Source organism: Simiduia agarivorans SA1 = DSM 21679 (genome assembly GCF_000305785.2).
Lineage (GTDB): Bacteria > Pseudomonadota > Gammaproteobacteria > Pseudomonadales > Cellvibrionaceae > Simiduia > Simiduia agarivorans.
The window spans coordinates 2,925,658-2,948,299 of the sequence record NC_018868.3; the positions used below are offsets into that span (position 1 = coordinate 2,925,658).

At 48.4% G+C, this 22,642-nt stretch carries 28 protein-coding genes; 26 read left to right on the forward strand and 2 right to left on the reverse strand.

The window, feature by feature from the left end; translation table 11 throughout:
• Positions 1–36 precede the first annotated feature (36 nt).
• The 23 genes from M5M_RS13100 to M5M_RS13230 all read left to right on the forward strand — a co-directional run bounded on the left by M5M_RS13100 (position 37) and on the right by M5M_RS13230 (position 15,881).
• Positions 37–294, forward strand: a complete 258-nt coding sequence (locus M5M_RS13100; protein ID WP_015047991.1) for a hypothetical protein — start codon at positions 37–39, stop codon at positions 292–294.
• Positions 295–442: 148 nt separating this feature from the next.
• Complete coding sequence (locus tag M5M_RS13105; RefSeq protein WP_015047685.1) at positions 443–751, forward strand: transposase; 309 nt, start codon at positions 443–445, stop codon at positions 749–751.
• Positions 748–1,614 (forward strand): IS3 family transposase, encoded by an 867-nt coding sequence (locus tag M5M_RS13110; RefSeq protein WP_015048083.1) that lies wholly within the window; start codon positions 748–750, stop codon positions 1,612–1,614. The genes M5M_RS13105 and M5M_RS13110 overlap by 4 nt, the downstream gene beginning before the upstream one ends.
• Positions 1,615–2,122: 508 nt before the next feature.
• Positions 2,123–2,500 carry a hypothetical protein gene (locus M5M_RS13120; RefSeq protein WP_016389479.1) on the forward strand — a complete coding sequence of 126 codons (378 nt, stop codon included), beginning with the start codon at positions 2,123–2,125 and terminating at the stop codon, positions 2,498–2,500.
• 75 nt (positions 2,501–2,575) lie between these two features.
• Entirely contained in the window at positions 2,576–3,052 is a 477-nt protein-coding gene (locus M5M_RS13125; protein WP_016389480.1) for an HNH endonuclease, read from the forward strand.
• A gap of 117 nt (positions 3,053–3,169) precedes the next feature.
• A complete protein-coding gene (locus M5M_RS13130; protein WP_016389482.1) occupies positions 3,170–3,481 on the forward strand; it encodes a cupin domain-containing protein in 312 nt (103 codons plus the stop codon).
• A gap of 91 nt (positions 3,482–3,572) precedes the next feature.
• Positions 3,573–4,481 (forward strand): abortive infection family protein, encoded by a 909-nt coding sequence (locus M5M_RS13135; protein ID WP_016389484.1) that lies wholly within the window; start codon positions 3,573–3,575, stop codon positions 4,479–4,481.
• Between the two features lie 628 nt (positions 4,482–5,109).
• Positions 5,110–5,418: a transposase gene (locus M5M_RS13145; RefSeq protein WP_015047685.1), complete on the forward strand. Its 309-nt coding sequence runs from the start codon at positions 5,110–5,112 to the stop codon at positions 5,416–5,418.
• The gene (locus M5M_RS13150; RefSeq protein WP_015048083.1) at positions 5,415–6,281 is read left to right on the forward strand and encodes an IS3 family transposase; all 867 of its coding nucleotides are present in this window, start codon (positions 5,415–5,417) and stop codon (positions 6,279–6,281) included. The genes M5M_RS13145 and M5M_RS13150 overlap by 4 nt, the downstream gene beginning before the upstream one ends.
• A 43-nt stretch (positions 6,282–6,324) precedes the next feature.
• Complete coding sequence (locus M5M_RS20205) at positions 6,325–6,693, forward strand: hypothetical protein (protein ID WP_144062451.1); 369 nt, start codon at positions 6,325–6,327, stop codon at positions 6,691–6,693.
• Positions 6,694–6,755: 62 nt separating this feature from the next.
• Entirely contained in the window at positions 6,756–7,082 is a 327-nt protein-coding gene (locus M5M_RS13160; protein ID WP_211216987.1) for a hypothetical protein, read from the forward strand.
• 110 nt (positions 7,083–7,192) lie between these two features.
• Positions 7,193–7,609 carry a hypothetical protein gene (locus tag M5M_RS13165; protein WP_016389489.1) on the forward strand — a complete coding sequence of 139 codons (417 nt, stop codon included), beginning with the start codon at positions 7,193–7,195 and terminating at the stop codon, positions 7,607–7,609.
• Between the two features lie 129 nt (positions 7,610–7,738).
• A complete protein-coding gene (locus M5M_RS13170; RefSeq protein ID WP_016389491.1) occupies positions 7,739–8,032 on the forward strand; it encodes a hypothetical protein in 294 nt (97 codons plus the stop codon).
• A gap of 459 nt (positions 8,033–8,491) precedes the next feature.
• Positions 8,492–9,076: a hypothetical protein gene (locus M5M_RS13180; protein ID WP_016389494.1), complete on the forward strand. Its 585-nt coding sequence runs from the start codon at positions 8,492–8,494 to the stop codon at positions 9,074–9,076.
• A gap of 102 nt (positions 9,077–9,178) precedes the next feature.
• Positions 9,179–9,544 (forward strand): transposase, encoded by a 366-nt coding sequence (locus M5M_RS13185; RefSeq protein ID WP_015047689.1) that lies wholly within the window; start codon positions 9,179–9,181, stop codon positions 9,542–9,544.
• Entirely contained in the window at positions 9,541–10,368 is an 828-nt protein-coding gene (locus M5M_RS19955) for an IS3 family transposase (RefSeq protein ID WP_244431091.1), read from the forward strand. Before M5M_RS13185 ends, M5M_RS19955 begins: the two co-directional genes overlap by 4 nt.
• A 135-nt stretch (positions 10,369–10,503) precedes the next feature.
• Positions 10,504–10,812, forward strand: a complete 309-nt coding sequence (locus tag M5M_RS13195; RefSeq protein ID WP_015047685.1) for a transposase — start codon at positions 10,504–10,506, stop codon at positions 10,810–10,812.
• Positions 10,809–11,675, forward strand: a complete 867-nt coding sequence (locus M5M_RS13200; protein WP_015048083.1) for an IS3 family transposase — start codon at positions 10,809–10,811, stop codon at positions 11,673–11,675. The genes M5M_RS13195 and M5M_RS13200 overlap by 4 nt, the downstream gene beginning before the upstream one ends.
• A 46-nt stretch (positions 11,676–11,721) precedes the next feature.
• Positions 11,722–12,564: a hypothetical protein gene (locus M5M_RS13205; protein WP_015047993.1), complete on the forward strand. Its 843-nt coding sequence runs from the start codon at positions 11,722–11,724 to the stop codon at positions 12,562–12,564.
• A gap of 181 nt (positions 12,565–12,745) precedes the next feature.
• Positions 12,746–13,159 carry a zinc-ribbon domain containing protein gene (locus tag M5M_RS13210; protein ID WP_211216988.1) on the forward strand — a complete coding sequence of 138 codons (414 nt, stop codon included), beginning with the start codon at positions 12,746–12,748 and terminating at the stop codon, positions 13,157–13,159.
• A 79-nt stretch (positions 13,160–13,238) separates the two neighbouring features.
• The gene (locus M5M_RS19960; protein WP_081640182.1) at positions 13,239–13,670 is read left to right on the forward strand and encodes a hypothetical protein; all 432 of its coding nucleotides are present in this window, start codon (positions 13,239–13,241) and stop codon (positions 13,668–13,670) included.
• Positions 13,671–13,703: 33 nt separating this feature from the next.
• Positions 13,704–14,150, forward strand: coding sequence for a DUF6174 domain-containing protein (locus M5M_RS13215; RefSeq protein WP_016389495.1), 447 nt, complete (start codon positions 13,704–13,706; stop codon positions 14,148–14,150).
• Positions 14,151–15,605: 1,455 nt separating this feature from the next.
• A complete protein-coding gene (locus tag M5M_RS13230) occupies positions 15,606–15,881 on the forward strand; it encodes a hypothetical protein (RefSeq protein ID WP_015047998.1) in 276 nt (91 codons plus the stop codon).
• A 98-nt stretch (positions 15,882–15,979) separates the two neighbouring features.
• Here the strand turns inward: M5M_RS13230 and M5M_RS13235 are convergent, their stop codons facing one another.
• Complete coding sequence (locus M5M_RS13235; protein ID WP_015047999.1) at positions 15,980–16,519, reverse strand: TetR/AcrR family transcriptional regulator; 540 nt, start codon at positions 16,517–16,519, stop codon at positions 15,980–15,982.
• Positions 16,520–16,604: 85 nt separating this feature from the next.
• Between M5M_RS13235 and M5M_RS13240 the strand changes: the two genes are divergently transcribed.
• Genes M5M_RS13240 through M5M_RS13250 form a run of 3 tightly spaced genes read left to right on the forward strand, consistent with a single transcriptional unit; the run spans position 16,605 to position 20,306 of the window.
• Entirely contained in the window at positions 16,605–17,246 is a 642-nt protein-coding gene (locus tag M5M_RS13240; protein WP_015048000.1) for a glutathione S-transferase family protein, read from the forward strand.
• Positions 17,247–17,301: 55 nt separating this feature from the next.
• Positions 17,302–18,993 (forward strand): Hsp70 family protein, encoded by a 1,692-nt coding sequence (locus tag M5M_RS13245; protein WP_015048001.1) that lies wholly within the window; start codon positions 17,302–17,304, stop codon positions 18,991–18,993.
• Positions 18,993–20,306, forward strand: a complete 1,314-nt coding sequence (locus tag M5M_RS13250; RefSeq protein WP_015048002.1) for an RDD family protein — start codon at positions 18,993–18,995, stop codon at positions 20,304–20,306. Before M5M_RS13245 ends, M5M_RS13250 begins: the two co-directional genes overlap by 1 nt.
• On the opposite strand, the gene metE is transcribed toward M5M_RS13250, so the two are convergent.
• Positions 20,293–22,593, reverse strand: coding sequence for a 5-methyltetrahydropteroyltriglutamate--homocysteine S-methyltransferase (gene metE, locus M5M_RS13255; RefSeq protein ID WP_024330511.1), 2,301 nt, complete (start codon positions 22,591–22,593; stop codon positions 20,293–20,295). The genes M5M_RS13250 and metE overlap by 14 nt on opposite strands.
• Between the last annotated feature and the right edge of the window lie 49 nt (positions 22,594–22,642).

Here is a 22,642-nt window from a genome sequence, read left to right on the forward strand (position 1 = left end):
CCTTGCCGCCGGCGTTATAAATTTTAGGACAAATAGATGAGTAATATCGCAAATGCGCTTCTGGGTGTCATGGGTTGGTTAGAAATCCTTGAGGCTGAAGAGTTAGACGAAGATATGATAGTAAAAATACAAGAAGAGTTGGCATCTGCATTCGCAGAGTTCACTGAACAGGAGCGTGAGATCATGCGAGTTCAAGCTAATTCATGTCTTAAAGAATCCGTAGAGGTTAATTCTCCCCCTGATTGGATTAACTTTTATAAAAATGTTGTTTCCAACTATGGGTTGGAAGACTAATTTATAACAAAGGCAGGCAAAGTAGGCCGCGAAAAGCGCGGCCCGGACTCGCTGTCGCTCGCCTTTGCTGCCGGCGTTAGATTTCCAAGTTACCCACGAATAGTAGACACCCTGTATAGTTATATTAAGCCTATATGGAGGTGTCCTTATGGCACGCAAAAAGCATCAGCATTACACCGAAGAATTCCGTAAAGAAGCGATAAAGCGCTCTGAACAGCCGGGTGCTACCCAAGCTTCCGTTGCGAAGGAGCTTGGGATTAGTGCCCAGCAGATCGCCAACTGGAAGCGTCAACTCACCCGCCTATCTGATAAGCAATTCAATACCTTGGATGGTGTGGATTACTCGAAGAAAGAAAGTGAGGAGATGCGTGAACTACGGCGAGAGAATAAGCGCCTGAAAGAGGAGATGGAATTCTTAAAAAAGGTGTCTGCGTACTTCGCGAAAAACCAAGAGTGAAGTACGCATTGATTTTGGAGTATGTTGGCCAATACAGCATATCCCTGATGTGCGATGTACTAGGCGTACATAGATCTGGCTTCTATCGCTGGTGGGATGCTCCTAAAACCAAACGTGAGGCTCGTAAGGAAGAGTTAGGCGAACTGGTGAAAGACACCTTTGAGGAGTTTGAGGCTGCCTATGGAGCCCCAAGAATCGCTCAGGAGCTGAACGACCTAGGGCATAGGTGCTCAGTCAATTTTGTAGCCAAAATCATGCAGGAACAGGGTATTTTGGCCAGAAACGGCAAAGCCTTTAACTATGGCGGCCACGCATTAACGATGCACAATGTTGCGGACAACCTCCTTTGGCGCGACTTTTCGACTGACCGGCCGAATCAAAAATGGGTCACAGATATCACGTATGTTTGGGTGAAGAATCAGTGGCTATATCTGGCAACTGTAATGGATCTGTATTCCCGTCGGATTATTGGCTGGAGCCTCGATACCGGCATGACTGAGCAGCTCATAACGCGGGCAATGCAGATGGCGATTGATGCCAGAGGTGTGGCACCAGGTCTCATCGTCCATTCGGACCGAGGCACACAGTACCGCTCAAATAGCTACGTTGGCTTCTTGGAAAAGCACAAGATCACGCGCAGCATGAGTAGAAAGGGTAATTGTTGGGACAATGCAGTAATGGAGTCGTTCTATGCACGACTAAAGGTTGAGCTTATCTATGCCAAGAACTATCAGTCGATTGGTGAAGCTCGTTCGGGTATATTTGGGTACATTGAAGTCTTTTATAATCGCAAGAGAAGGCATTCAGCGAACGATGGGCTAAGTCCCGTTGATTTCGAAGAGAACGCAGCAATAGCTGCATAAGTAGAGTGTCTACTTTTTGTGGGGAACACCAATTTATATGGAACTTACATACGCGATAATGTGGGCTATTTCCATGGTTCTTGGGATTTTGATTGTCCCATTGATTCTCGAGATGGTGATTAAACCTAAGAGTCAAACCAGAAAGTCAGTAATAGCCAGGGTGATTTTTTCTTCAGGGGTAATATTCCTAGTTTCTAACGTGGCAACTTTAATATTGCTGTTGTTAGAGGCTGTTTTCGAAAAAGTGTGTAATGTCCCTGTAGCAGATGAGATACCATGTAGTGAGTGGATCTATCATTTCGCCAGCTGGGCACAGGAATGGGCCGGTTACCCATTTCTTCTGGTCTTTTTTGGTGTTTATTTGGTTTTGATGTTTAGATTCGGAAAGAATGTTGGGTATAACAGCAAAAAAATCTAACAAGGGTGGCCAATTCGCGGCTATCGCCGCGGGACTCGCTTTCGCTCGCCCTTGCCACCGGCGTTATGTGCAAATGGATTACGCATTGCAATGAAAAGGATATTGTTGGTACTGCTAGTAGTTTTTTCGCTTTCTGTTAAAGCTGAAGTGCTGTGGAAGCCGGAGGCTATTTCATATCAGTTGAAGCAAGCTCATAAAATTCTTGGGTATGGGCTTATGCTTGAGCTTAATCAAGCTTTGAATTCAGGAGAGAAAGGCTGGAGGCAGTCAAGAATCGATGTTCCAGAAAGCTGGGTGGGTGCTTTGATAGAAATGAAGGGTGGCACGATCTATATTACGGTCGGCACAGACATCTACTACCTTAATTCAACCAATAAAGGCGAGCTTAGTTTTGCCATACTAGATGGTGGGAAAAAAACAGATGCTAACTTGCTGGAAATTTGGGCCAAATATGCAAAAAGCACATAACAAGGGTGGCCAATTCGCGGCTATCGCCGCGGGACTCGCTTTCGCTCGCCCTTGCCACCGGCGTTAGGTGTTCGAATGGCTAAAGATACGCCTTCGATGGCAAAGAATAAGATCAAAAGAAGTTTGGGCGCAATTTGCGATCCCCACCCTTCTAAGAAAGAAGAAGATGCTCTTTGGATGTATTTCAATTTCCAATGTGCCTATTGCGGTATTCTGATTGAAAGAGCATCGAGAACCGGCCATCTTGATCATCTTATTCCTGCTTCTGAAGGCGGAACCAATAGCATCTATAACCATGCTCTTTCGTGTGCAAAGTGCAATGGCGATGAGAAGCGGGAGGGAGAGTGGGATTCCTTTTTAAAAGTAAAGGCATTATCGAACGAGATTTACGAAATAAGGAAGAATAAGATCGAAGCGTGGTTAAAGAAATCTCCCAAAGTCTTAAACGATCCTGACTTCATTGCAATGCGGGATAGGATCATAAATAAAGCCATCGCTGATTTTGATGTCGCCGTCTCGAAAATGAGGGAGCTAAGAAATAAATGCACCTAACAAGGCCAGCCAACAACGGCAGCGCAAAAGACGCGCTGCCTCGACTCGCTGCGCGTTGCTTCGCTCGCGGTTGCTGGCGGCGTTATACGATAAAGGAAGAATGAGCTCTGGAGCGTCATGAAGTTTATTAAGGGAAAGGAATTTAAGTCGGATCGGCCTTGGGGTTCTGAATTAATTGCATCAATGAACGGGATTTCAACCAAAATCCATTGGACTGATGAACCATACAAATGGCACGTCAATGATGGGGAGGAAGTGTTTGTAGTCCTTCATGGTTCAGTAGAGATGCGCTACAAAAGTGAGTCCGAAGAGCTATCCAAAATCATGGAGTCAGGAGACATATTTTTTGCGTCCATAGGCACAGAACATGTGGCTCACCCAATAGGCGAGGCCAGAATACTGGTAATAGAAACTGAAGGCAGCGTATAACAAGTGTATTTTGTACGCCGCTAAAAGCGCGGCGGGACGGCTCCGCTGTCGCTCCGCCGCCCCAAATACAGGTGTTAACTGTCTCGACTGAATGATGAAGATTACTCAGATAACAAGAAGAGATCTCTTTGATGCGATTATCATCGAGAGAATAGACTGGGCAGGATCACTTGAAGAGCCTGAGTTTTTGGCTCGCTTGTATAATCTTCAAGAGATCGAATCAACGGATCAGAGGTTTCCAGATGCGGCCGGTGATATTTGGCAGCATAGAGTTAGAAACTATGACTGGGATGAGTATTGGGTTTTTAATGATTCTCGATTCCAACTTATGAATGGAGATGACGAAATATTGCTTCGTTTTCTGGCGGAGACCGTTCATCCTATTGTTCGGTCAGATGCAACAGAATCGCAACGTTTGGTTCAGCTATATAATAAGTTTTTACGAAATGATGGATTTGAACTGGCAGAAAAAACTCGTATTTCCGGAAAGCCAATTTACATAGGAAGAAATGTAGGTACCGTCTCACTGCCTGGAATGTCGTCTGCAAAAGAAGTTCTTAGCGGCACAGACTTAGTTTATGTTGCTCAACAGATTACTCGTATGGAAGCGGCGGTTAATAACGATCCTAGTTTAGCTATTGGAACAGCAAAAGAATTAATAGAAAGCTGTTGTAAAACTATTCTCGCAGAAAGAGGAGTTGCAGTAGGAAGCTCTGATGATGTGCCTAAGCTTGTAAAGGCAACAGTAAAGGAGCTAAAGCTAACGCCAAGTGACATTCCTGACGAAGCTAAAGCGGCTGATTCGATTAGAAAGCTTTTGAGTAATTTGGCTTCGGTAGCAAGCGGCATTGCAGAATTGAGAAACAAATACGGTACAGGTCATGGTAAAGAAGGTAGTACCAAAGGATTGAGTTCGCGTCATGCGAAGCTAGCTGTTGGAGCAGCGTCAACGCTGGCGGTCTTTCTAGTTGAAACTCACCGTGTACAGAATGACAGTTAACAAACGCAAGCATCCGACTCGCTACGCTCCCGGCTGTTGCGGGCGTTATGCATAAGGCTGGATATGCTGAATAAGAAAGTACTTATTGTCGTATTTATTCTATTGCCATGTCTTGGGTTGACGATCTTGCCTATCTGCGCCATTGCTAGCGGCTACTTTATGCCAAGTCAGGAGCATTTGCTCAGAGCGAGAGACCGTTTGCCTGTTGGGAACATACTGCAAATAGGGTTTTCCTCTGGAAGTGTGAAATGCGATGGAGAGAAGTGCGATTACAGACAAAGCTTTGATCAAAAACAATACATAAGCACCGGAGATCCGGCTAAAGTTGTTAGCATTAAGAAAGGATATGATGGTGTTTGGTCCATATCGGAGTCCCGCTTAACTTTAGCTTCCGGCCTTTCTCTCTTGGCTCTTTATATGATTGTATTCGCAGGGCTCACGTACTCGGTAAGAAGTCTTAAAAATGCATAACAAGGCCAGCCAACAACGGCAGCGCAAAAAAAAGCGCGCTGCCTCGACTCACTCCGCGTTGCTCCGTTCGCGGCTGCTGGCGGCGTTATACGTCCAAGTTACCCACGAATAGTAGACACCCTGTATAGTTATATTAAGCCTATATGGAGGTGTCCTTATGGCACGCAAAAAGCATCAGCATTACACCGAAGAATTCCGTAAAGAAGCGATAAAGCGCTCTGAACAGCCGGGTGCTACCCAAGCTTCCGTTGCGAAGGAGCTTGGGATTAGTGCCCAGCAGATCGCCAACTGGAAGCGTCAACTCACCCGCCTATCTGATAAGCAATTCAATACCTTGGATGGTGTGGATTACTCGAAGAAAGAAAGTGAGGAGATGCGTGAACTACGGCGAGAGAATAAGCGCCTGAAAGAGGAGATGGAATTCTTAAAAAAGGTGTCTGCGTACTTCGCGAAAAACCAAGAGTGAAGTACGCATTGATTTTGGAGTATGTTGGCCAATACAGCATATCCCTGATGTGCGATGTACTAGGCGTACATAGATCTGGCTTCTATCGCTGGTGGGATGCTCCTAAAACCAAACGTGAGGCTCGTAAGGAAGAGTTAGGCGAACTGGTGAAAGACACCTTTGAGGAGTTTGAGGCTGCCTATGGAGCCCCAAGAATCGCTCAGGAGCTGAACGACCTAGGGCATAGGTGCTCAGTCAATTTTGTAGCCAAAATCATGCAGGAACAGGGTATTTTGGCCAGAAACGGCAAAGCCTTTAACTATGGCGGCCACGCATTAACGATGCACAATGTTGCGGACAACCTCCTTTGGCGCGACTTTTCGACTGACCGGCCGAATCAAAAATGGGTCACAGATATCACGTATGTTTGGGTGAAGAATCAGTGGCTATATCTGGCAACTGTAATGGATCTGTATTCCCGTCGGATTATTGGCTGGAGCCTCGATACCGGCATGACTGAGCAGCTCATAACGCGGGCAATGCAGATGGCGATTGATGCCAGAGGTGTGGCACCAGGTCTCATCGTCCATTCGGACCGAGGCACACAGTACCGCTCAAATAGCTACGTTGGCTTCTTGGAAAAGCACAAGATCACGCGCAGCATGAGTAGAAAGGGTAATTGTTGGGACAATGCAGTAATGGAGTCGTTCTATGCACGACTAAAGGTTGAGCTTATCTATGCCAAGAACTATCAGTCGATTGGTGAAGCTCGTTCGGGTATATTTGGGTACATTGAAGTCTTTTATAATCGCAAGAGAAGGCATTCAGCGAACGATGGGCTAAGTCCCGTTGATTTCGAAGAGAACGCAGCAATAGCTGCATAAGTAGAGTGTCTACTTTTTGTGGGGAACACCAACGTGAAGTGAAATGAAACATATTTGCCCAAATTGTGGTTCCAAATTTAGTGCTCAAGAAGCGCTCTGCGAAGATTGGAGAAATCCAAAAAGAAGTCTTGGGTGCCCCAACTGCAAAGTATGGTTAAAGCACGCTGACCATAGAGCAGAGCTAAAAAGGAATTTCTGGTTCTTGTTGGTAATTGCAATCGTGATAACTGTAAATGCTCTTATAAAAGAGTTGGAAACAGATTGGCTTAGTTATGGATATGCCATTGTGATTGCTATCTCCATTGTTGCTTTCATATTGATTAATTATAGGCTTAATGGTAACAGCCAATTAGTTAAACCTAAATGGAAGCAGTCTCCTTTAGAGATTGTCGATGATGATGAAAACGTATAACAAACGCAAACAAACTGGCCTATCGGCCTCGACTCGCTACGCTCGCGTTTGTTGCGGGCGTTATGCGTAAACAAGAAGGATCTATGTGGAAAACAATCGGGACACTTTTTCTGTTTATATTATTTTTTGTTTCTGGTTACTTAGTCGCATCTTGGAATTTCGTGTACGGAACAACATACGTACTAACTGAATCAATCGTTCTTGAAAGTGGACAGGCCGTAGGTGAACTCCCGGCCGGCACTGAATTGCATTATCAGTCCATGGCGCATGGTGAAATAGATTATTACGTGTTTGTACGCATGCCCCTGAAGAAATCTATGGAAATTAGGAAAAAGGTCGAGGTAGATACCTATAACGGAATAAAGAGGTTAAAAGGTGGCTTTGAGTAATCCGCATAACAAGTGGCTATTGGTGGCCGCACAAAATACGTGCGGCGGGACGGCTACGCTGTCGCTCCGCCGCCCCAAAGCCAGGCGTTACAAGTCTTAGGTATTGAGCAATGATCGAAATTGAATTCGAAGAACCAAAATTAGAAGTATGTGAATGTTGTGGTAATACGACCACTCGATTAACTCGCTTCGTATACCAAGATGGCGATGCTTTCGCTGTTTACTATGTTTTATTCACTGACGGCCATGAGGATAAAGTTGCATACTCCTTAATAGGTTTGGGTGAGTGGGGTGAAGGTGGTGAGCCAGAAATGCGTACCGCCTTCGCTGTGAAAATCTGGGACAACAATGACAATTGGGCAGTAACCGTCACAGATAAAGAAGAATCACCTTGGAGTCATGTAGAGTTCCTAGGGAAAATTGTTAACCGCGAAGAGGCGCTACAGCACCCTTGGATCAAGGACGTTTACCATATTACTGATCATATCGTTGCTGAAGATAAGCCAGTAATAGAGTTCTTCGCATGACCCAACTTGTAACAAGCGGCTGCACCGGACAAATTTCCGCTGTCACCTTTTTTGCGTGGCAAAAAAGCCGCCATCAAAAATTTGCTCGGTGAGCCGGGCGTTATATGCTGATCGTAGATGAGATCTTAAATGATATTTGCAGAACTAGATTATCCTGAAAGTTATGAAAATATTCATGATGAGCTGGTTAATTTTATCAGCTTAGAGTTTAGCAATGTACAGTCAGGGCTTCAGGGTGATTCATGGATATGGATTTTCAGTGAAAGTGAAAAGGTGGTCATCGACACATTCCTATCTATGAAGCATGAAATCAAATCTGACCATCTCAATTCAAGGTTGGTGATCGAAGTAATTAACCATTTGAAAAAAAGGTTTGTGGTTAATGTGTATGGCACTCCGGAGCCAGAGCCTCATGAAGAATAGATGTGCATATAACAAGCAAAAGCAAGCCGACGCGCAGAAACGCGCGCGCGGCTGTTTTGGGCGTTAGGCAAATCATGAAATTTCAAGGTGCAAATATTCATCTACAAAAGATGGCTACTAAGACTTTGTGTCAATTTTGCATTGATCACGGTATGAAGGAATCTCCAAGCGTCATTAGTATAAAGGAGTGTCTTGAATGCTTGGAGCGAGGAGATCTTGAGTTGGCGTACTATGCGTATAAGACAGTCCCTCTGGGTGGAAACAATTGCTTCAATGACCGTTTTGTCAAGGCGTCGTACCCTCATGAAAGTGACAGTTACGCGAATGGTGTGTTTCATGCGTTAATATATTATTGGTGGAATACTATGAATGGATCGGTAGTAAAAAATGCCTAACAAACGCAAGCATCCGACTCGCTACGCTCCCGGCTGTTGCGGGCGTTAAAACTCAGGAGTATCGATGGAACCGATTACCTTAACTGCATCATTTGCAACAGTTGTTAGCTTGCTAGGCACTTATAAAGCTGAAAGTCGTGTGATTGAGGGAGATGAGTTTAAAGATTTCATGCAATGGCTGATTGAAACAAATCATATTGAAATTAAAAATTTATTAGAAGTTAACACTAAAGCAACTATCGGGATAAAGGCCTTGTTAAACCAAGATAGAGAGCTGTTGTTTCAAAAGCTTGGGGCCATTGATGAATTGCTCAGTCTTATTGCTAGTCGAGTAGATGGATTTAGCGAAGTAAGTAATGCGATTCACCCTAATAGCGAAATTTCAGAGCAAGCTGTTTCTATCCTTAGGCAGTTTGTTGAGTCTGAGGGAAGTAAGTTTCTAAAGTCTGAAGCTATGAATCGCGGTCCGGTTTTTCTAATAATAGGGGGAAAAGGTGGTCAAATTGACTACACCGAACCCCAGTTCATCGATGACGATTTGAACACGCTAGTTGGTATCGGGTTGCTTGCACAAGATTACAATAGCAAAGGACAGCCCTTATATGGGATTACAAGAGCTGCGGTTAAGTTCCTTGCCACACTGCAATAAATGTTTTAACAAGGGTGGCCAATTCGCGGCTGTCGCCGCGGGACTCTAGACTTGCACCACTTTGACGGACAGTAAATTACTGTCAGTCAAAAGAGGTGTGTTATGGGAATAACAAAGAAGAAACACTACGACAGCTACACATTGGCCTTTAAGGTCAAAGCGGTCAGAGAAAGTAAAAAACGAGGCGTTAAGGCCATAGATGTGGCGAACGCGCTTGGTATTCATCCGGTTATGTTGTATAGATGGCGACAGGAGTATAAGGAAGGTCGCCTATCGGAGAACAAGCATATGAAGGTGCCGGAGCCCCCACCTAAAAAATCTCGCGAAGACAGCGACAAGCTTAAAGTGGCCGAGAGGCGCATTAAGGAGCTTGAGAAACGCTTGGCGGCTAAGGAAGAAGAGGTCGTCATTTTAAAAAAGGCAAAGCGGTTCTTCTTGGAACAGCGCAAGAAAGATATGCGTTCATAGAGGAGAACCGCGACGTTCATAAAGTCGTGACGATGTGTGAACACCTTGATGTTTCGACCAGTGGTTACTATGACTGGCGCGAGAGGAAGCCGAGTGAGCGAGCCCAGTACGACGCTATCCTGGTGAGCCAGATATGTCGCATGCATGTTGGCCACCAAAAAAACTATGGCGCGATACGGGTGCACCCTTACTTAAGGGCGCGCGATTACGCCTGTAGTCGGCGCCGGATCAATCGCTTGATGAAGGCACATGGCATACGCTCTATTTATCATGCTCAGCGTCCGCGTCGTTACAAAGGAGCAAATGCTCCAGTATCGGATAACATATTGGCTGCTCGACCAAAAGCTGCGCAAGTAGGCGAAAGCTGGGCTGGAGACATGACCTATCTGAAGACGGCGGAAGGGGAGCTGTATATGGCTGCGGTCTTGGATCTCTACAATCGCAAGGTCGTTGGCTGGGGCTTTTCCTCAGCCCATAATAGTGATCTGGTTGAGGGCGCACTACAGATGGCGCTGGCGATGGAGGAGCGGCTTCCAGGTTGCATCTTCCACAGCGACCAAGGCTCAGAATATCGATCGGATGAGTATCGCAGGCTGCTTCAAGATTCAGATATGGTGAGCAGCATGAGCAGGGCTGGAGTGCCTACAGACAATGCGTACGTAGAATCGTTCTTTAAAACGTTGAAAAATGAGCTGGTTCATCATTGGAAATTCAAAAGCAAGATAGAATGCGTTGCCCGAGTTGTTGATTACGTTGGGTTTTATAATAATAACCGCTTACACTCGGGTTTAGATTATGCAACACCAAATTCATATCAAGGGTGAATCAATAGGTGTCCGTGAAAGTGGTGCAAGTCCACTCGCTTTCGCTCGCCCTTGCCACCGGCGTTAAATTCCCAAGTTACCCACGAATAGTAGACACCCTGTATAGTTATATTAAGCCTATATGGAGGTGTCCTTATGGCACGCAAAAAGCATCAGCATTACACCGAAGAATTCCGTAAAGAAGCGATAAAGCGCTCTGAACAGCCGGGTGCTACCCAAGCTTCCGTTGCGAAGGAGCTTGGGATTAGTGCCCAGCAGATCGCCAACTGGAAGCGTCAACTCACCCGCCTATCTGATAAGCAATTCAATACCTTGGATGGTGTGGATTACTCGAAGAAAGAAAGTGAGGAGATGCGTGAACTACGGCGAGAGAATAAGCGCCTGAAAGAGGAGATGGAATTCTTAAAAAAGGTGTCTGCGTACTTCGCGAAAAACCAAGAGTGAAGTACGCATTGATTTTGGAGTATGTTGGCCAATACAGCATATCCCTGATGTGCGATGTACTAGGCGTACATAGATCTGGCTTCTATCGCTGGTGGGATGCTCCTAAAACCAAACGTGAGGCTCGTAAGGAAGAGTTAGGCGAACTGGTGAAAGACACCTTTGAGGAGTTTGAGGCTGCCTATGGAGCCCCAAGAATCGCTCAGGAGCTGAACGACCTAGGGCATAGGTGCTCAGTCAATTTTGTAGCCAAAATCATGCAGGAACAGGGTATTTTGGCCAGAAACGGCAAAGCCTTTAACTATGGCGGCCACGCATTAACGATGCACAATGTTGCGGACAACCTCCTTTGGCGCGACTTTTCGACTGACCGGCCGAATCAAAAATGGGTCACAGATATCACGTATGTTTGGGTGAAGAATCAGTGGCTATATCTGGCAACTGTAATGGATCTGTATTCCCGTCGGATTATTGGCTGGAGCCTCGATACCGGCATGACTGAGCAGCTCATAACGCGGGCAATGCAGATGGCGATTGATGCCAGAGGTGTGGCACCAGGTCTCATCGTCCATTCGGACCGAGGCACACAGTACCGCTCAAATAGCTACGTTGGCTTCTTGGAAAAGCACAAGATCACGCGCAGCATGAGTAGAAAGGGTAATTGTTGGGACAATGCAGTAATGGAGTCGTTCTATGCACGACTAAAGGTTGAGCTTATCTATGCCAAGAACTATCAGTCGATTGGTGAAGCTCGTTCGGGTATATTTGGGTACATTGAAGTCTTTTATAATCGCAAGAGAAGGCATTCAGCGAACGATGGGCTAAGTCCCGTTGATTTCGAAGAGAACGCAGCAATAGCTGCATAAGTAGAGTGTCTACTTTTTGTGGGGAACACCAGTTTAAAGGAGAGCTATGAGTTTACTGATGAATATCTCTTTTGATTGTGAGTGCGGTGAGCATGTAAATGAAATAGTGTACGTACAACCCCCAGACTTCTCTGCTGAAAAGACCAAAGACAGTCAGACAGATTCTTGGCAAGAAGTGTACTGCCCTTCGTGTGATAAGGAATACACCATACAGGTTACAAATACATTTTATGGAGCTATGGCATCTACTGACTCCGGTAACATTGATATAAATTATGGAAACCCATATTACCCAGGGGATGATCAGGACGAGCTAAATTGGGTTATAGAAAGCCAGAATCAGATAGATATTTTCAAAGCTCAGATATCCAGTGTGGAAAGACTTCTATCAATTGAGATTGAGGGTGATGCAAAATTTAGCATGCAGGTCATGCTGTATGGGCATGTGGTTGCTGCAGTTGAGGCGTATTTATCTTCTACTTTTATTCATAATGTAACCAATTCAGATCGCCTAATACGCAAGCTTGTTGAAACTGATCCGACATTTTCAAAGCGCACATTTACGTTAAAAGAAATATTTGAAAAGAGGGAGTCAATTAAGCTTACAGTTGCCAACTACCTCAAAGACATAATCTTTCATGACTTGAAGAAGATAAAGCCAATGTATCGAGATGTATTCGAATACGATTTTGGTGACATATCTTGGCTGTTTCAGGCTGTGCTAGTCAGACATCATTGTGTCCATCGTGCTGGGTACGATAAAGATGGTAATAAAATTGAAGTATCGGATGAGGTTCTTAGGGATTTAGTTTTCAAATCGGTTGAGTTAGTAGAGGCTTTAGAAGTTCGGGCAAAAGAAATTGAATTTGATAACGAGTTACCGTTTTAAACATAACAAGCGCATCTTGTTCGCAGCACAAAAGTCGTGCTGCGGGACGGCTGCGCTGTCGCTTCGCCGCCCCAAATGCGGGCGTTAGCCAAATACCATGTCCAAGAAACTTAAGACGAAATATAGAGAGTACGTTGATCATCCACGGTACGGTCGCAAGCCGATATACTCTGGTAGTAAAATGACCGCTGAGATGGCAGCAGATGCCCACTGGAGCTTTGACAAGGAAAATGTGTTTCCTGAAACCGCTATCCCTGCAAATACAGATAAGCAAAACTACTCCATATTTCCACGTAAGTTTTATGTGGATATAGAGCGGTGTTGTACCCAGTGTAAACGTTGGTTCATATTTTTTTCGGTAGAGCAAAGGTTTTGGTTTGAAGAGCTGGGCTTCTATGTAGATGCTGATTGCACCAAATGTATTGACTGTAGAAAAAATGATCAGAACTTTAAATTAATGCAGAAGAGGTACCAGGTGCTAAACGTGAAATCAGACCGGAACGCAAAAGAGACGTCAGAGCTTAAAAAGATCGCGTTAGAGTTATTTCAACTTGGGTATATCAAAGATAAAACCAAGGTGGATCGAATTGGCTAACAAGGCAAACCATCCGACCAAAAACACTCGCTCCGCTCGCGTTTTGGTCGGCTGTTTGCGGCGTTATGAGCAATAAGAGATGAAGAGTATCGTTCTTACAGCGCTATTGGTATCAAGTTTTGCGACAGCTAGTGGCGGTCCAGAGATCGTAGAACTAACTCATTCATCGGCAACCGATCTTGGGTTTACTATATCGACTAAGGAAGAAGGATCATCGATACAAGTCGTGCTCAGAGGTCCAGCACAGAGTAATGATTCATGCACGGCATCAAGAAGCGGTGTCTTCCTGTTGGATTCCCAGGGGCAAGAGATCATAACTTACATTACTGAACTGCCGGTTTCACCAATGCAACCGGAGGCATCGGGTTATTACATTGATAAGGGTCAAACTATGGGTGTATTCATAGATTATCTGTGCTCAAAAGGTGATATTGCTTTGGGTAAGCGGTACACAGTGCCATCAATTAGTAATTGGCTCATAACAAGTAAAGGCAAACCGACGCGCAAATAGCGCGCGCGGTTGCTTTAGGCGTTATATTTTTCGATGAAAGAACTTAAGGCTTACATTTCGATAGTTGGCGCAAGTGTCGTTTGTGTAGTATTTGTGTATGTATTCTTTGGGATATATCTACAATATGATGCGCAGAAAAAGTCGCAGGAGGTAGATGCAAGTATTGATCTCTGGCTAAAGAATAAGCCAGAAAGATACTCATATACTATTCGCGAAGGTTGTATGCTCTACGACTCCTATCAAGTAATACACCTTGGAAACGAAGTTAAGTATTTTGATCTGCAAAAGAAAGAGTATCCGTTTGACTACATGCAGATAATCGATGTTTTCGAGAGGTTAAAAAAGGCCAAAAGTGAAGCGAACACTCTTGAAGTGGAATATCACCCATTAGGGTTTCCAAAGAGCATAAAAGTGGACTGGGATTACGAAACATACGATGATGAGTGTTTCATCATTGTTGAAGATTTTCAGCAAATATAACAAGTGTATTTTGTACGCCGCTAAATGCGCGGCGGGACGGCTCCGCTGTCGCTCCGCCGCCCCAAATACAGGCGTTAAGTGAATGAAGAGAATAAATTTCGAGCCTACGATACTTGGGGTTGCAAATTTCGCAATGTATATAGGGGGCGTTATGGCCTTTTGGGCAATTGCATTTGCAGGTAGCTGCCCGGCAAAGGGTCGGTGTGGCGCCCCAATTGAGCCGATGCTGGTATTTATAGTGTTGCATTGGTTGGTGGTAGGGTTTGTTATAAAGAAAAATCTTACAGTTGCAAAATGGATGATGGTGTTTACTGGGGTAGTGCCTTTTTTTTCGATGGGGTTTGTCTATTACTATTCGAGCGAAGATATGTATCAGTATCTAAATATATATAGCGTATATCTGTTCGTGTTCGGGTTAGTGTATACGGCGTACCTATTTTTTAGCCGTGAAGTAAGAGAATATGAAAGAAATAAAAACACCTAGCAAGGGTGGCTAATTCGGGGCTATCTCCGCGGTACTCCATACACTCGCCCCTGCCACCTGCATTTTGGTTAAATCAGGATTAAAGTGAAATGCGCTATCGGGGTTATTTCTGTAGTTATTTTAGTGTCGATATTTTTTCTCGCTAAAGAGTGGGATGAGTGTTCTTTTACTGAAGAATATGCAACAGAGATAGTTATTCGGTCTTTGTCAAAGTCGCAGAACTCAAAGAATTTGAGTGATCCGAGTTTCATAGAGGGCGATTGCTCTTATAGCTATTTGTACAAAGACGAAAATAGCGAAATATCTTATGTTTTTACCAGTTGGGGTGAGGTGCATAAATGGGATTATGTGCGTGATAAATAGCGCAAGTCATAACAGTCGGATTGGTATGCCTTACTAAACACCTGCGATAGATTTAGTATTTTAAGATGTAGTCAGATATGATGTCGAAAGAGATAACCTCGAAAGCATTTTTGTTTCTGCGCTTGAGAAAATATGATTTCTCTTAACAATGCAATGGTCCGGTTCGCCACCATAGATTCTGTTTAAGGCGTTAGGTGGTGATGAAGATTATAATTTTTTCAATAGCTCTCTTGATTTCATTGACCTCCTGTACGGCAAATAAACTGAATAAGACAGATTCAGAATGTGTATTTAAGCCGCTTACTCAGGAAGAATATTATGAACTTAAGGAACTTGCGTTACTTCCAAGAGAGGTACAGGTTTGTGTCAGCCAATATATAGACGAGCATCGAGAGAAGAGATGTCTTATATGTTCCAAGAAATCGGGAAGCGATGAGTGCCTTGGTCGAGGGTATACGACATATATGCATGTCGAATACAATGTATGGATTCAGGCATATTCAGAGTGCCAGAAAATGAAAAACTAACAAACGAGTGTGATTTTGTTAGAGCTTTTGGCATGAACAACTTTCGTTTCACTTTATATACATATCAATAGGGAAATTCCGATGTTAAGAGCGCTGCTGTGCGGGTTGTTGGTCGTGTGGGTTTCGGGCTGTGTTACGGTACCTGTCTCAGAAAAGAAGACCTATACCTGTGAATTGTCTACCGACAAGAAGGTGTTAAAGGTTATTGACGTGGCTGAGGCGACCAATACCTACTATGACGTTGTTGGCTTGGCGCTGTCGCCCATTCTGGTGCCCACCACTGCTATCGTTTCCGGTGCTTATGTCCTGATCAATAATACGTATCACTTGGGCGAAGAAGCCATCAAGTGTGGTTGATTGGTCTTTCCTGATGCCGTGATCGCCCCGTTCGATGAGTATCACTCATGTCTGCCGCCGCTATTAGAGTGGCGGCAGACACCATAAATTAACGTCACTCAGTCGCTCACCTTGCGACAAACCTCAAATAATTCCTTCACCAGATCTTCATCATCCAACGCGCGGGCGATGGCCATGCCGCCAATCATCAGCACGCTGGCTTTGATGGCGGCCTGGCGTTTCTCTGGCGTTTTGGAAAATTGCTCGATAAACCCGCGGAATACATGGGTATACGCGGCCCGCACTTCAGGATCGCGTTGACTGACGTCGGTGGTAAGAAAGGCCAGTGGGCAGCCCAGGGTTTCGCCGCGGCGGTGAGTTTCGCTCAGGTAGCCGTTAATCATGGACTGGCGGTCGGGGCGCTCAGGCAGGCTATCCAGCAGTGCCTGTTGTGCCCTGCGGGCAGCATGGGGAATGGCTTCGGCGTATAGCGCGGCTTTGGATTTGAAATGGGCGTAGAAGGCCCCGCGCGTGAGCCCCGCTGCCTCCATCACCTGGTTGACGCCCACCTGTTCATAACCGTAGCGGGTAAACAGCCCCGCCGCCGCGTCCAGGATGGCGTTGCGCGTGTCTTGTTTATGAGATGCCGACCAGCCCATGGTGTGATTCCTGAAATATGATGTTGATCATATTGTCATTTTGATTAGGCTGTTTCAACACACCCCGATCAAAGGAGACACAGGGATGACCGTGCATATTTATGGTCCGCAATTCAGTAATTTTGTTCGCAGCGTGCAGTGGGTCTGTGAGGAGAAAGGCATTGATTACCAGATTGGCTTCGAACTCCAGGACAGCCCGGTAGAGTTCAAGGGCGAGCAACACCGGGCCTGGCACCCCTATCTTAAATTACCCGTTCTGGTGCACGAAAACCGCGCGTTAGCGGAAACAGCGCCGATTTGCCGCTATCTGGACAATGCCTTTGACGGCCCGGCGCTACAGCCAGTAGATGCCTGGGCCCGTGCGGAATGCGATAGCTGGTGCCAGCTGGTGAGTATTTACATCGATAAGGCCATCGTGCGCGATTACCTGCTCGAGCTGTATTTTCCCAAAACGGACGACGGCAAACCCAGAATGGACGTGGTGATGGCAAACCTGCCGGCGGCAAAAGCCGCGCTTGCGGTGTTGGCGCAGCAGCTGGGCAATAAGCCCTACCTCATGGGTGAGCACTTTACTCTGGTTGATGCTATCGCGGGGCCCATTGTCTGCTACGCCGCGGGGCTGGAAGGTAAAGTTGCGCTGGTAGACGCCGCGTCGCCATTGCGTGCTTACGTTGCGCGTTTGCAGGCGCGTAAAAGTTCAGCCAAGGTATTGCAAGTCACGGGTTGATTGACGCCGATCACTCGCCCTAACATAGCGCCTCTTATTCACAGGAAGTGGCGCTATGACCATTATTGGCATTGATCTCGGAACCACCAACAGTGCCTGTGCCATCTGGCAGGACGGCGAGGTCAGATTTATTCCCAACCGGCTGGGTGAATTGTTGACCCCCAGCGTGGTCAGTATTGACGACAAAGCCAAGGTGCTGGTGGGTAAAGCCGCCAAAGAGCGCCTGGTGTTCAAAAGCGCTGACACGGTGGCGGCGTTCAAACGCATGATGGGCAGTGATCATCGCGCCCAGTTGGCCGGGCGCACTTTCTCGGCCATCGAGTTATCCACGCTGGTACTCAAATCCCTCAAAGAAGATGCCGAAACGTTTTTAGGTGAAGCGGTGACCGATGCGGTGATCAGCGTACCGGCCTACTTTAACGACAACCAGCGCCAGGCCACCAAAACCGCCGCCGAACTCGCCGGCCTGAAAGTGGAGCGACTGATTAACGAACCCACCGCCGCCGCCATGGCTTATGGCCTGCACGAAAAGAAAGAAGGCACCTTCATGATCCTGGATCTGGGCGGCGGCACCTTCGATGTATCCATTCTTGAATTTTTTGACGGCGTCATGGAAGTACATGCCAGTGCCGGTGACAATTACCTGGGCGGCGAAGATTTTGTCGAGGCCATGGTGCAGGCTGTGTTGTCTGAATTCAATGTATCTGACGATGCCCTGACGTCTGTCCAGCGCCAGCAATTGTACGTGTTGATGGAATCGGCCAAGCGACGGGTGAGTGCCGCGCCCAGTCAGACGCTGACGCTGGATCTGCCCGCGGGTAAGACCGAATGGGAACTGACCGCCCAGTGGTTTGCCGATGTGACCGCACCGTTGCTGCTGCGCGCGCGCCGGCCCATCGAACAAGCGCTGCACGATGCCAAACTCAAGCCCGCCGACATTGATGAAGTGGTTTTGGTGGGCGGTTCTACCCGCTTGGGTGTATTCCGTTCGGCCGTCGGTCGGTTATTCGGTCGCCTGCCCGCCTGTCATCTGGACCCGGATACCGTCATCGCCGCGGGCGCTGCCATTCAGGCGGGACTGAAATCGCGCGATGCGGCGCTGGATGACGTGGTGCTCACCGATGTTTGCCCTTATACCCTGGGCACCGGCGTGCTGAATAGCGACAGCCCGGAACAGGGCAGCTATTTTATGCCGATTATTGAGCGCAACAGCGTGGTGCCGGTAAGCATTGTGCGCCGCGTTTACACGGCCCATGATGATCAGGCCGAAGTGTTGATTGATGTTTATCAGGGCGAAAACCGGTTGGTGAGAAAAAATGTTCACCTGGGCGATTTACGGGTACCAGTGCCCAAAGCGCAAGCCGGCAAAGAAGCCATCGACATTCGCTACAGCTATGACATGAACGGTTTGCTGGACGTGGATGTGACGGTGGTGTCGAACGGAAAAACTTTTTCAACGCTCATTGAACACACGCCGGGTCACTTGAGCGAGGCCGATAAGGCGGCCGCGCTGGAAGCCCTGGCCACGCTGAAATTTCATCCGCGCGACGATGAAAAGAATCGCGTGTTGTTGGAAAAGGGCGAGCGGTTGTACGAATCCTCGTTGGGCGAGCGACGGGAATACATTTCGGCATTGCTGGGCCAGTTTGACCGTGCATTGGATAGCCAGCAACCGCTGGAAATCAGCAAGGCACGCGCACTGCTGAAACAAAAACTGGAAGAGCTTGAAACGGAAGACTGGCTCTGATGAACCCCTGGCAACTACTTGAGCTCGAACCCACTGATGATGCCAGGGCGATCAAACGCGCTTATGCTAAAAAGTTAAAGCTCACGCGCCCGGATGATGACCCGAAAGGCTTTCAGGCGCTGAACGAGGCCTATCAGCGCGCCCTGCAATTGGCTAAGCGCCAGGCGGCAATTCAAACCGCAGATGGGCCCGTAGCCGCGCCGCCAAACGAACCGGCAACCGATGCCGGTTCTGCAACAAACGGCGAGGCAAGCCCTGATACGGATGCAAAGGAAAACAACGCATCTGCACCGGTAGGCAATACGGATCCGGAGACACCACCGCGCGGCGCTTTAACCGCCAGCGAACGGGCCCAGGCGGATGCGGACCGGCGCGCGGCGGAACGTGACGCCCATGCCCGGGCGGAAGCCGCGGTGGCCGCAGCGCGGGATCAGGCACTGAACGAAACGCTGCAGGCGGCGTTGGCGTTGGTGCAGGGCCCGCATTGTAACGACCGCAAGCGCTGGTCGTTTGTGGGGCAATCGCAATGGATTCTCGATCCGCAATACAATCAGCGTTTGAGCCGCGGCTTGATTGCCATGGTGGTCGATCGGCTCGACCCGCTCGACCCGAGCGCGAAACAGGCCGCCATCAGCGATGATGTTCTGCGCTATCTGAATCAATTGTTCGAATGGTCGGACCAGCCACGCGCTCTCGCCCAACTGCTGTCGGAAAAGCAATTTGATCAGTTGAAGCAGCGCTTGTCTGTGTTAAGTGATCAACCGCTCCTGAAAGCGGGTCAATGGCAACAAGGCAAAAAGTTCTCTGTGCGTGGCCAGGCGGTGCCGCGTTTGCCCGAATATGTGTTGGCCGGTATGTGGGTGCGTTTTTGGGCGCTGGCACTGGACCTTTTTCTGGTGTACATGTTCCTCAGTTTTACCTATGTGCCCCTTGCCAGGCACGTGTTCACCGAGATGAGCGCATCGCCCGAATTTTACGCGGTGCTGATGGTGATTCCCGGTTACTTCCTGATGGCGTGGATTATGGAGTCCGGGCCTTTGCAGGCAACGCCGGCCAAACATTTGCTGAATTTGCGAATCACCAATCGCCGGTTTGAACGCATCGGTTTGTTGCATGGGGTGGCCCGGAGCCTGGCGTTCTTATTCAATTGTTGTCTTTGGAAGTTGGGTTACTTTATCAACCTGTTTCTCAAAGGCGAGTTGATTCACGATCGGCTCAGTCGCACCTATGTGATCAATCTCGGCAGAAGTCTGGATGAGCAATTCCTGAACGACTGCCGGGATTCCATGCAAGGCTGGTTCAGGCGGCGCTGAGCGGCGCCTTCAGCCATTTTTGCCGCAGTGCCTTGGTGGCATTGACCATGATTGCCAGTGCCGCACGGGTCTCATCCCAGGTACGGGTTTTCAAACCACAATCGGGATTGACCCACAAACGCTGGCGGGGAATTCTGGCGGTGGCTTTTTCAATCAGTGATTCAACCCATGCCTGCGACGGTAAGTTGGGCGAATGGATATCGTAGACCCCGGGACCTATTTGATTGGGGTAAGCGAAATGTTCAAACGCTGCCAGTAACTCCATGTTCGAGCGCGACGTCTCAATGGTGATCACATCGGCATCCAGTGCGCTGATGGCTTCGATGATGTCGTTGAATTCCGAATAACACATGTGGGTGTGAATCTGGGTGCTGTCCCCTACTCCGCTGCTGGCAAGCCGGAAGGCGTGCGCGGCCCAGGCCAGATACGTTGGCCAATCGCTATTGCGCAGCGGCAGACCTTCGCGCAGGGCCGGCTCGTCAATCTGAATGATGCCAATGCCTGCGGCTTCCAGGTCCTGCACTTCATCGCGGATGGCGAGCGCCAGTTGCTGCGCGGTGTGTTCGCGCGGTTGGTCGTCGCGCACGAAAGACCAGCATAACAGTGTTATCGGCCCGGTCAGCATGCCTTTCACCGGTTTGTCGCTCAGGCTTTGGGCATAGGTGGCCCATTCAACGGTCATGGGGTGCGGGCGGCTGATGTCGCCGACAATAATCGGTGGCTTCACGCAACGAGACCCGTAACTTTGCACCCAACCGTGCGCGCTGAAGACATAGCCGTCTAACTGTTCGCCAAAATATTCCACCATGTCGTTGCGCTCGGCTTCGCCGTGCACGAGCACATCCAGGCCGAGTTGTTCCTGAATGACGATGGCACGTTTGATTTCTGCGCGCATCAGGCTGTTGTAGTCGTGTTTGTTCAGTTGCCCGCGCTTGTAAGCGGCACGCGCTTTACGGATTTCCGGTGTTTGCGGAAAGGAGCCTATGGTGGTGGTGGGCAGCAACGGCAATTGCCAGCGTTGTTGCTGCAAAGGCTCGCGTTCGGAAAACGGCGTGGCGCGCAGGGCGTCGCTGTCTTTGAGTGCGGCCAGACGCTTGCGTAGCGCCGGGTTGTGGACTCTGGGTGAATCCCGGCGCGCGGTTTGGATGGCGCGTGCGTCAGCGAGTCGAGCTTGGATGTCCGCGTGCCCGGGGCTCAATAAGGCGTCGCGCAACAGTGTTAGTTCGTCCAGTTTTTGTTGGGCGAAGGCGAGCCAGGGTTTAACGTCGGCCGGCAATGTGGTTTCGCGCTCCACGTCATAGGGCAGGTGCAGCAAGGAACAGCTGGGCGCCAGCCACAAGCGTTCGCCGAGTTTAGCGTGCAGCGGTTTGAGCGTGGCCAATGCGGCATCCAGATCCGCGCGCCAGATATTGCGGCCATCGACAATGCCTACTGACAACACTTTATGGGCACTGAGCCGGTCCACCACACGGGTGATTTCCGATGCGCCGCGTACGGCATCGATGTGCAGGCCGGCCACGGGCAATTGAATGGCGGTGCCAAGATTGTCTTGTAGCGGACCAAAATAACTGGCCAGCAGGGTGTTCAGTCCCTGCACCTGTATCTGGTGGTAGCTGGGCTCAAAGGCCGCCTGCCAGGGGGCCGGTAAATCGAGCGCGAGGATGGGTTCGTCTATTTGCACCCAGGTGGCGCCGGCGTCTTTCAGTGCGGCCAACAGCTGGCGGTAAACCGGTAATAGCCGCGGCAGTAAATCCAGTTTGTCCGCGCTGTCGCCCTGGCTGAATTTGCCTAACCACAGGTAACTGAGTGGCCCGAGAATGACGGGCTTGGGATTAAAACCGGCCGCTTTGGCTTCGGCGGTTCCATCAATGATCTGTCGCCAGGCCAAGCGGAAGCGCTGGTCGGGTTCGAACTCGGGCACCAGAAAATGGTAGTTGGTATCAAACCATTTGGTCATTTCGCTGGCGGCATGGCAGCAAGCCGCCTGTTGGTCGCGCCCGCGCGCAACCCGGAACAGCGTATCGAGGTCGGTGTCGCCCTGGCGATGGCGCTCGGGAATCACATCCAGCGTGGCAGACAGGGTCAGCACCTGGTCGTACCAGGCAAAGTCGCCTACCGGCACAAAATCCAACGCCGCTTGTTGTTGCCAGTGTGTGTGCCGCAGTTGGCGGCCGGTGTGTTCCAATGTGGCCCGGTCGGACTGACCGGCCCAGTAGTGCTCGAGCGCAAACTTGAGTTCACGCCCCTGCCCGATACGGGGAAAGCCCAGGTTATGAAGTGTTGGCATGGTGGTATCTCGGTCAATGGATGATGGCGGCATTGTTCGAATCCTGATA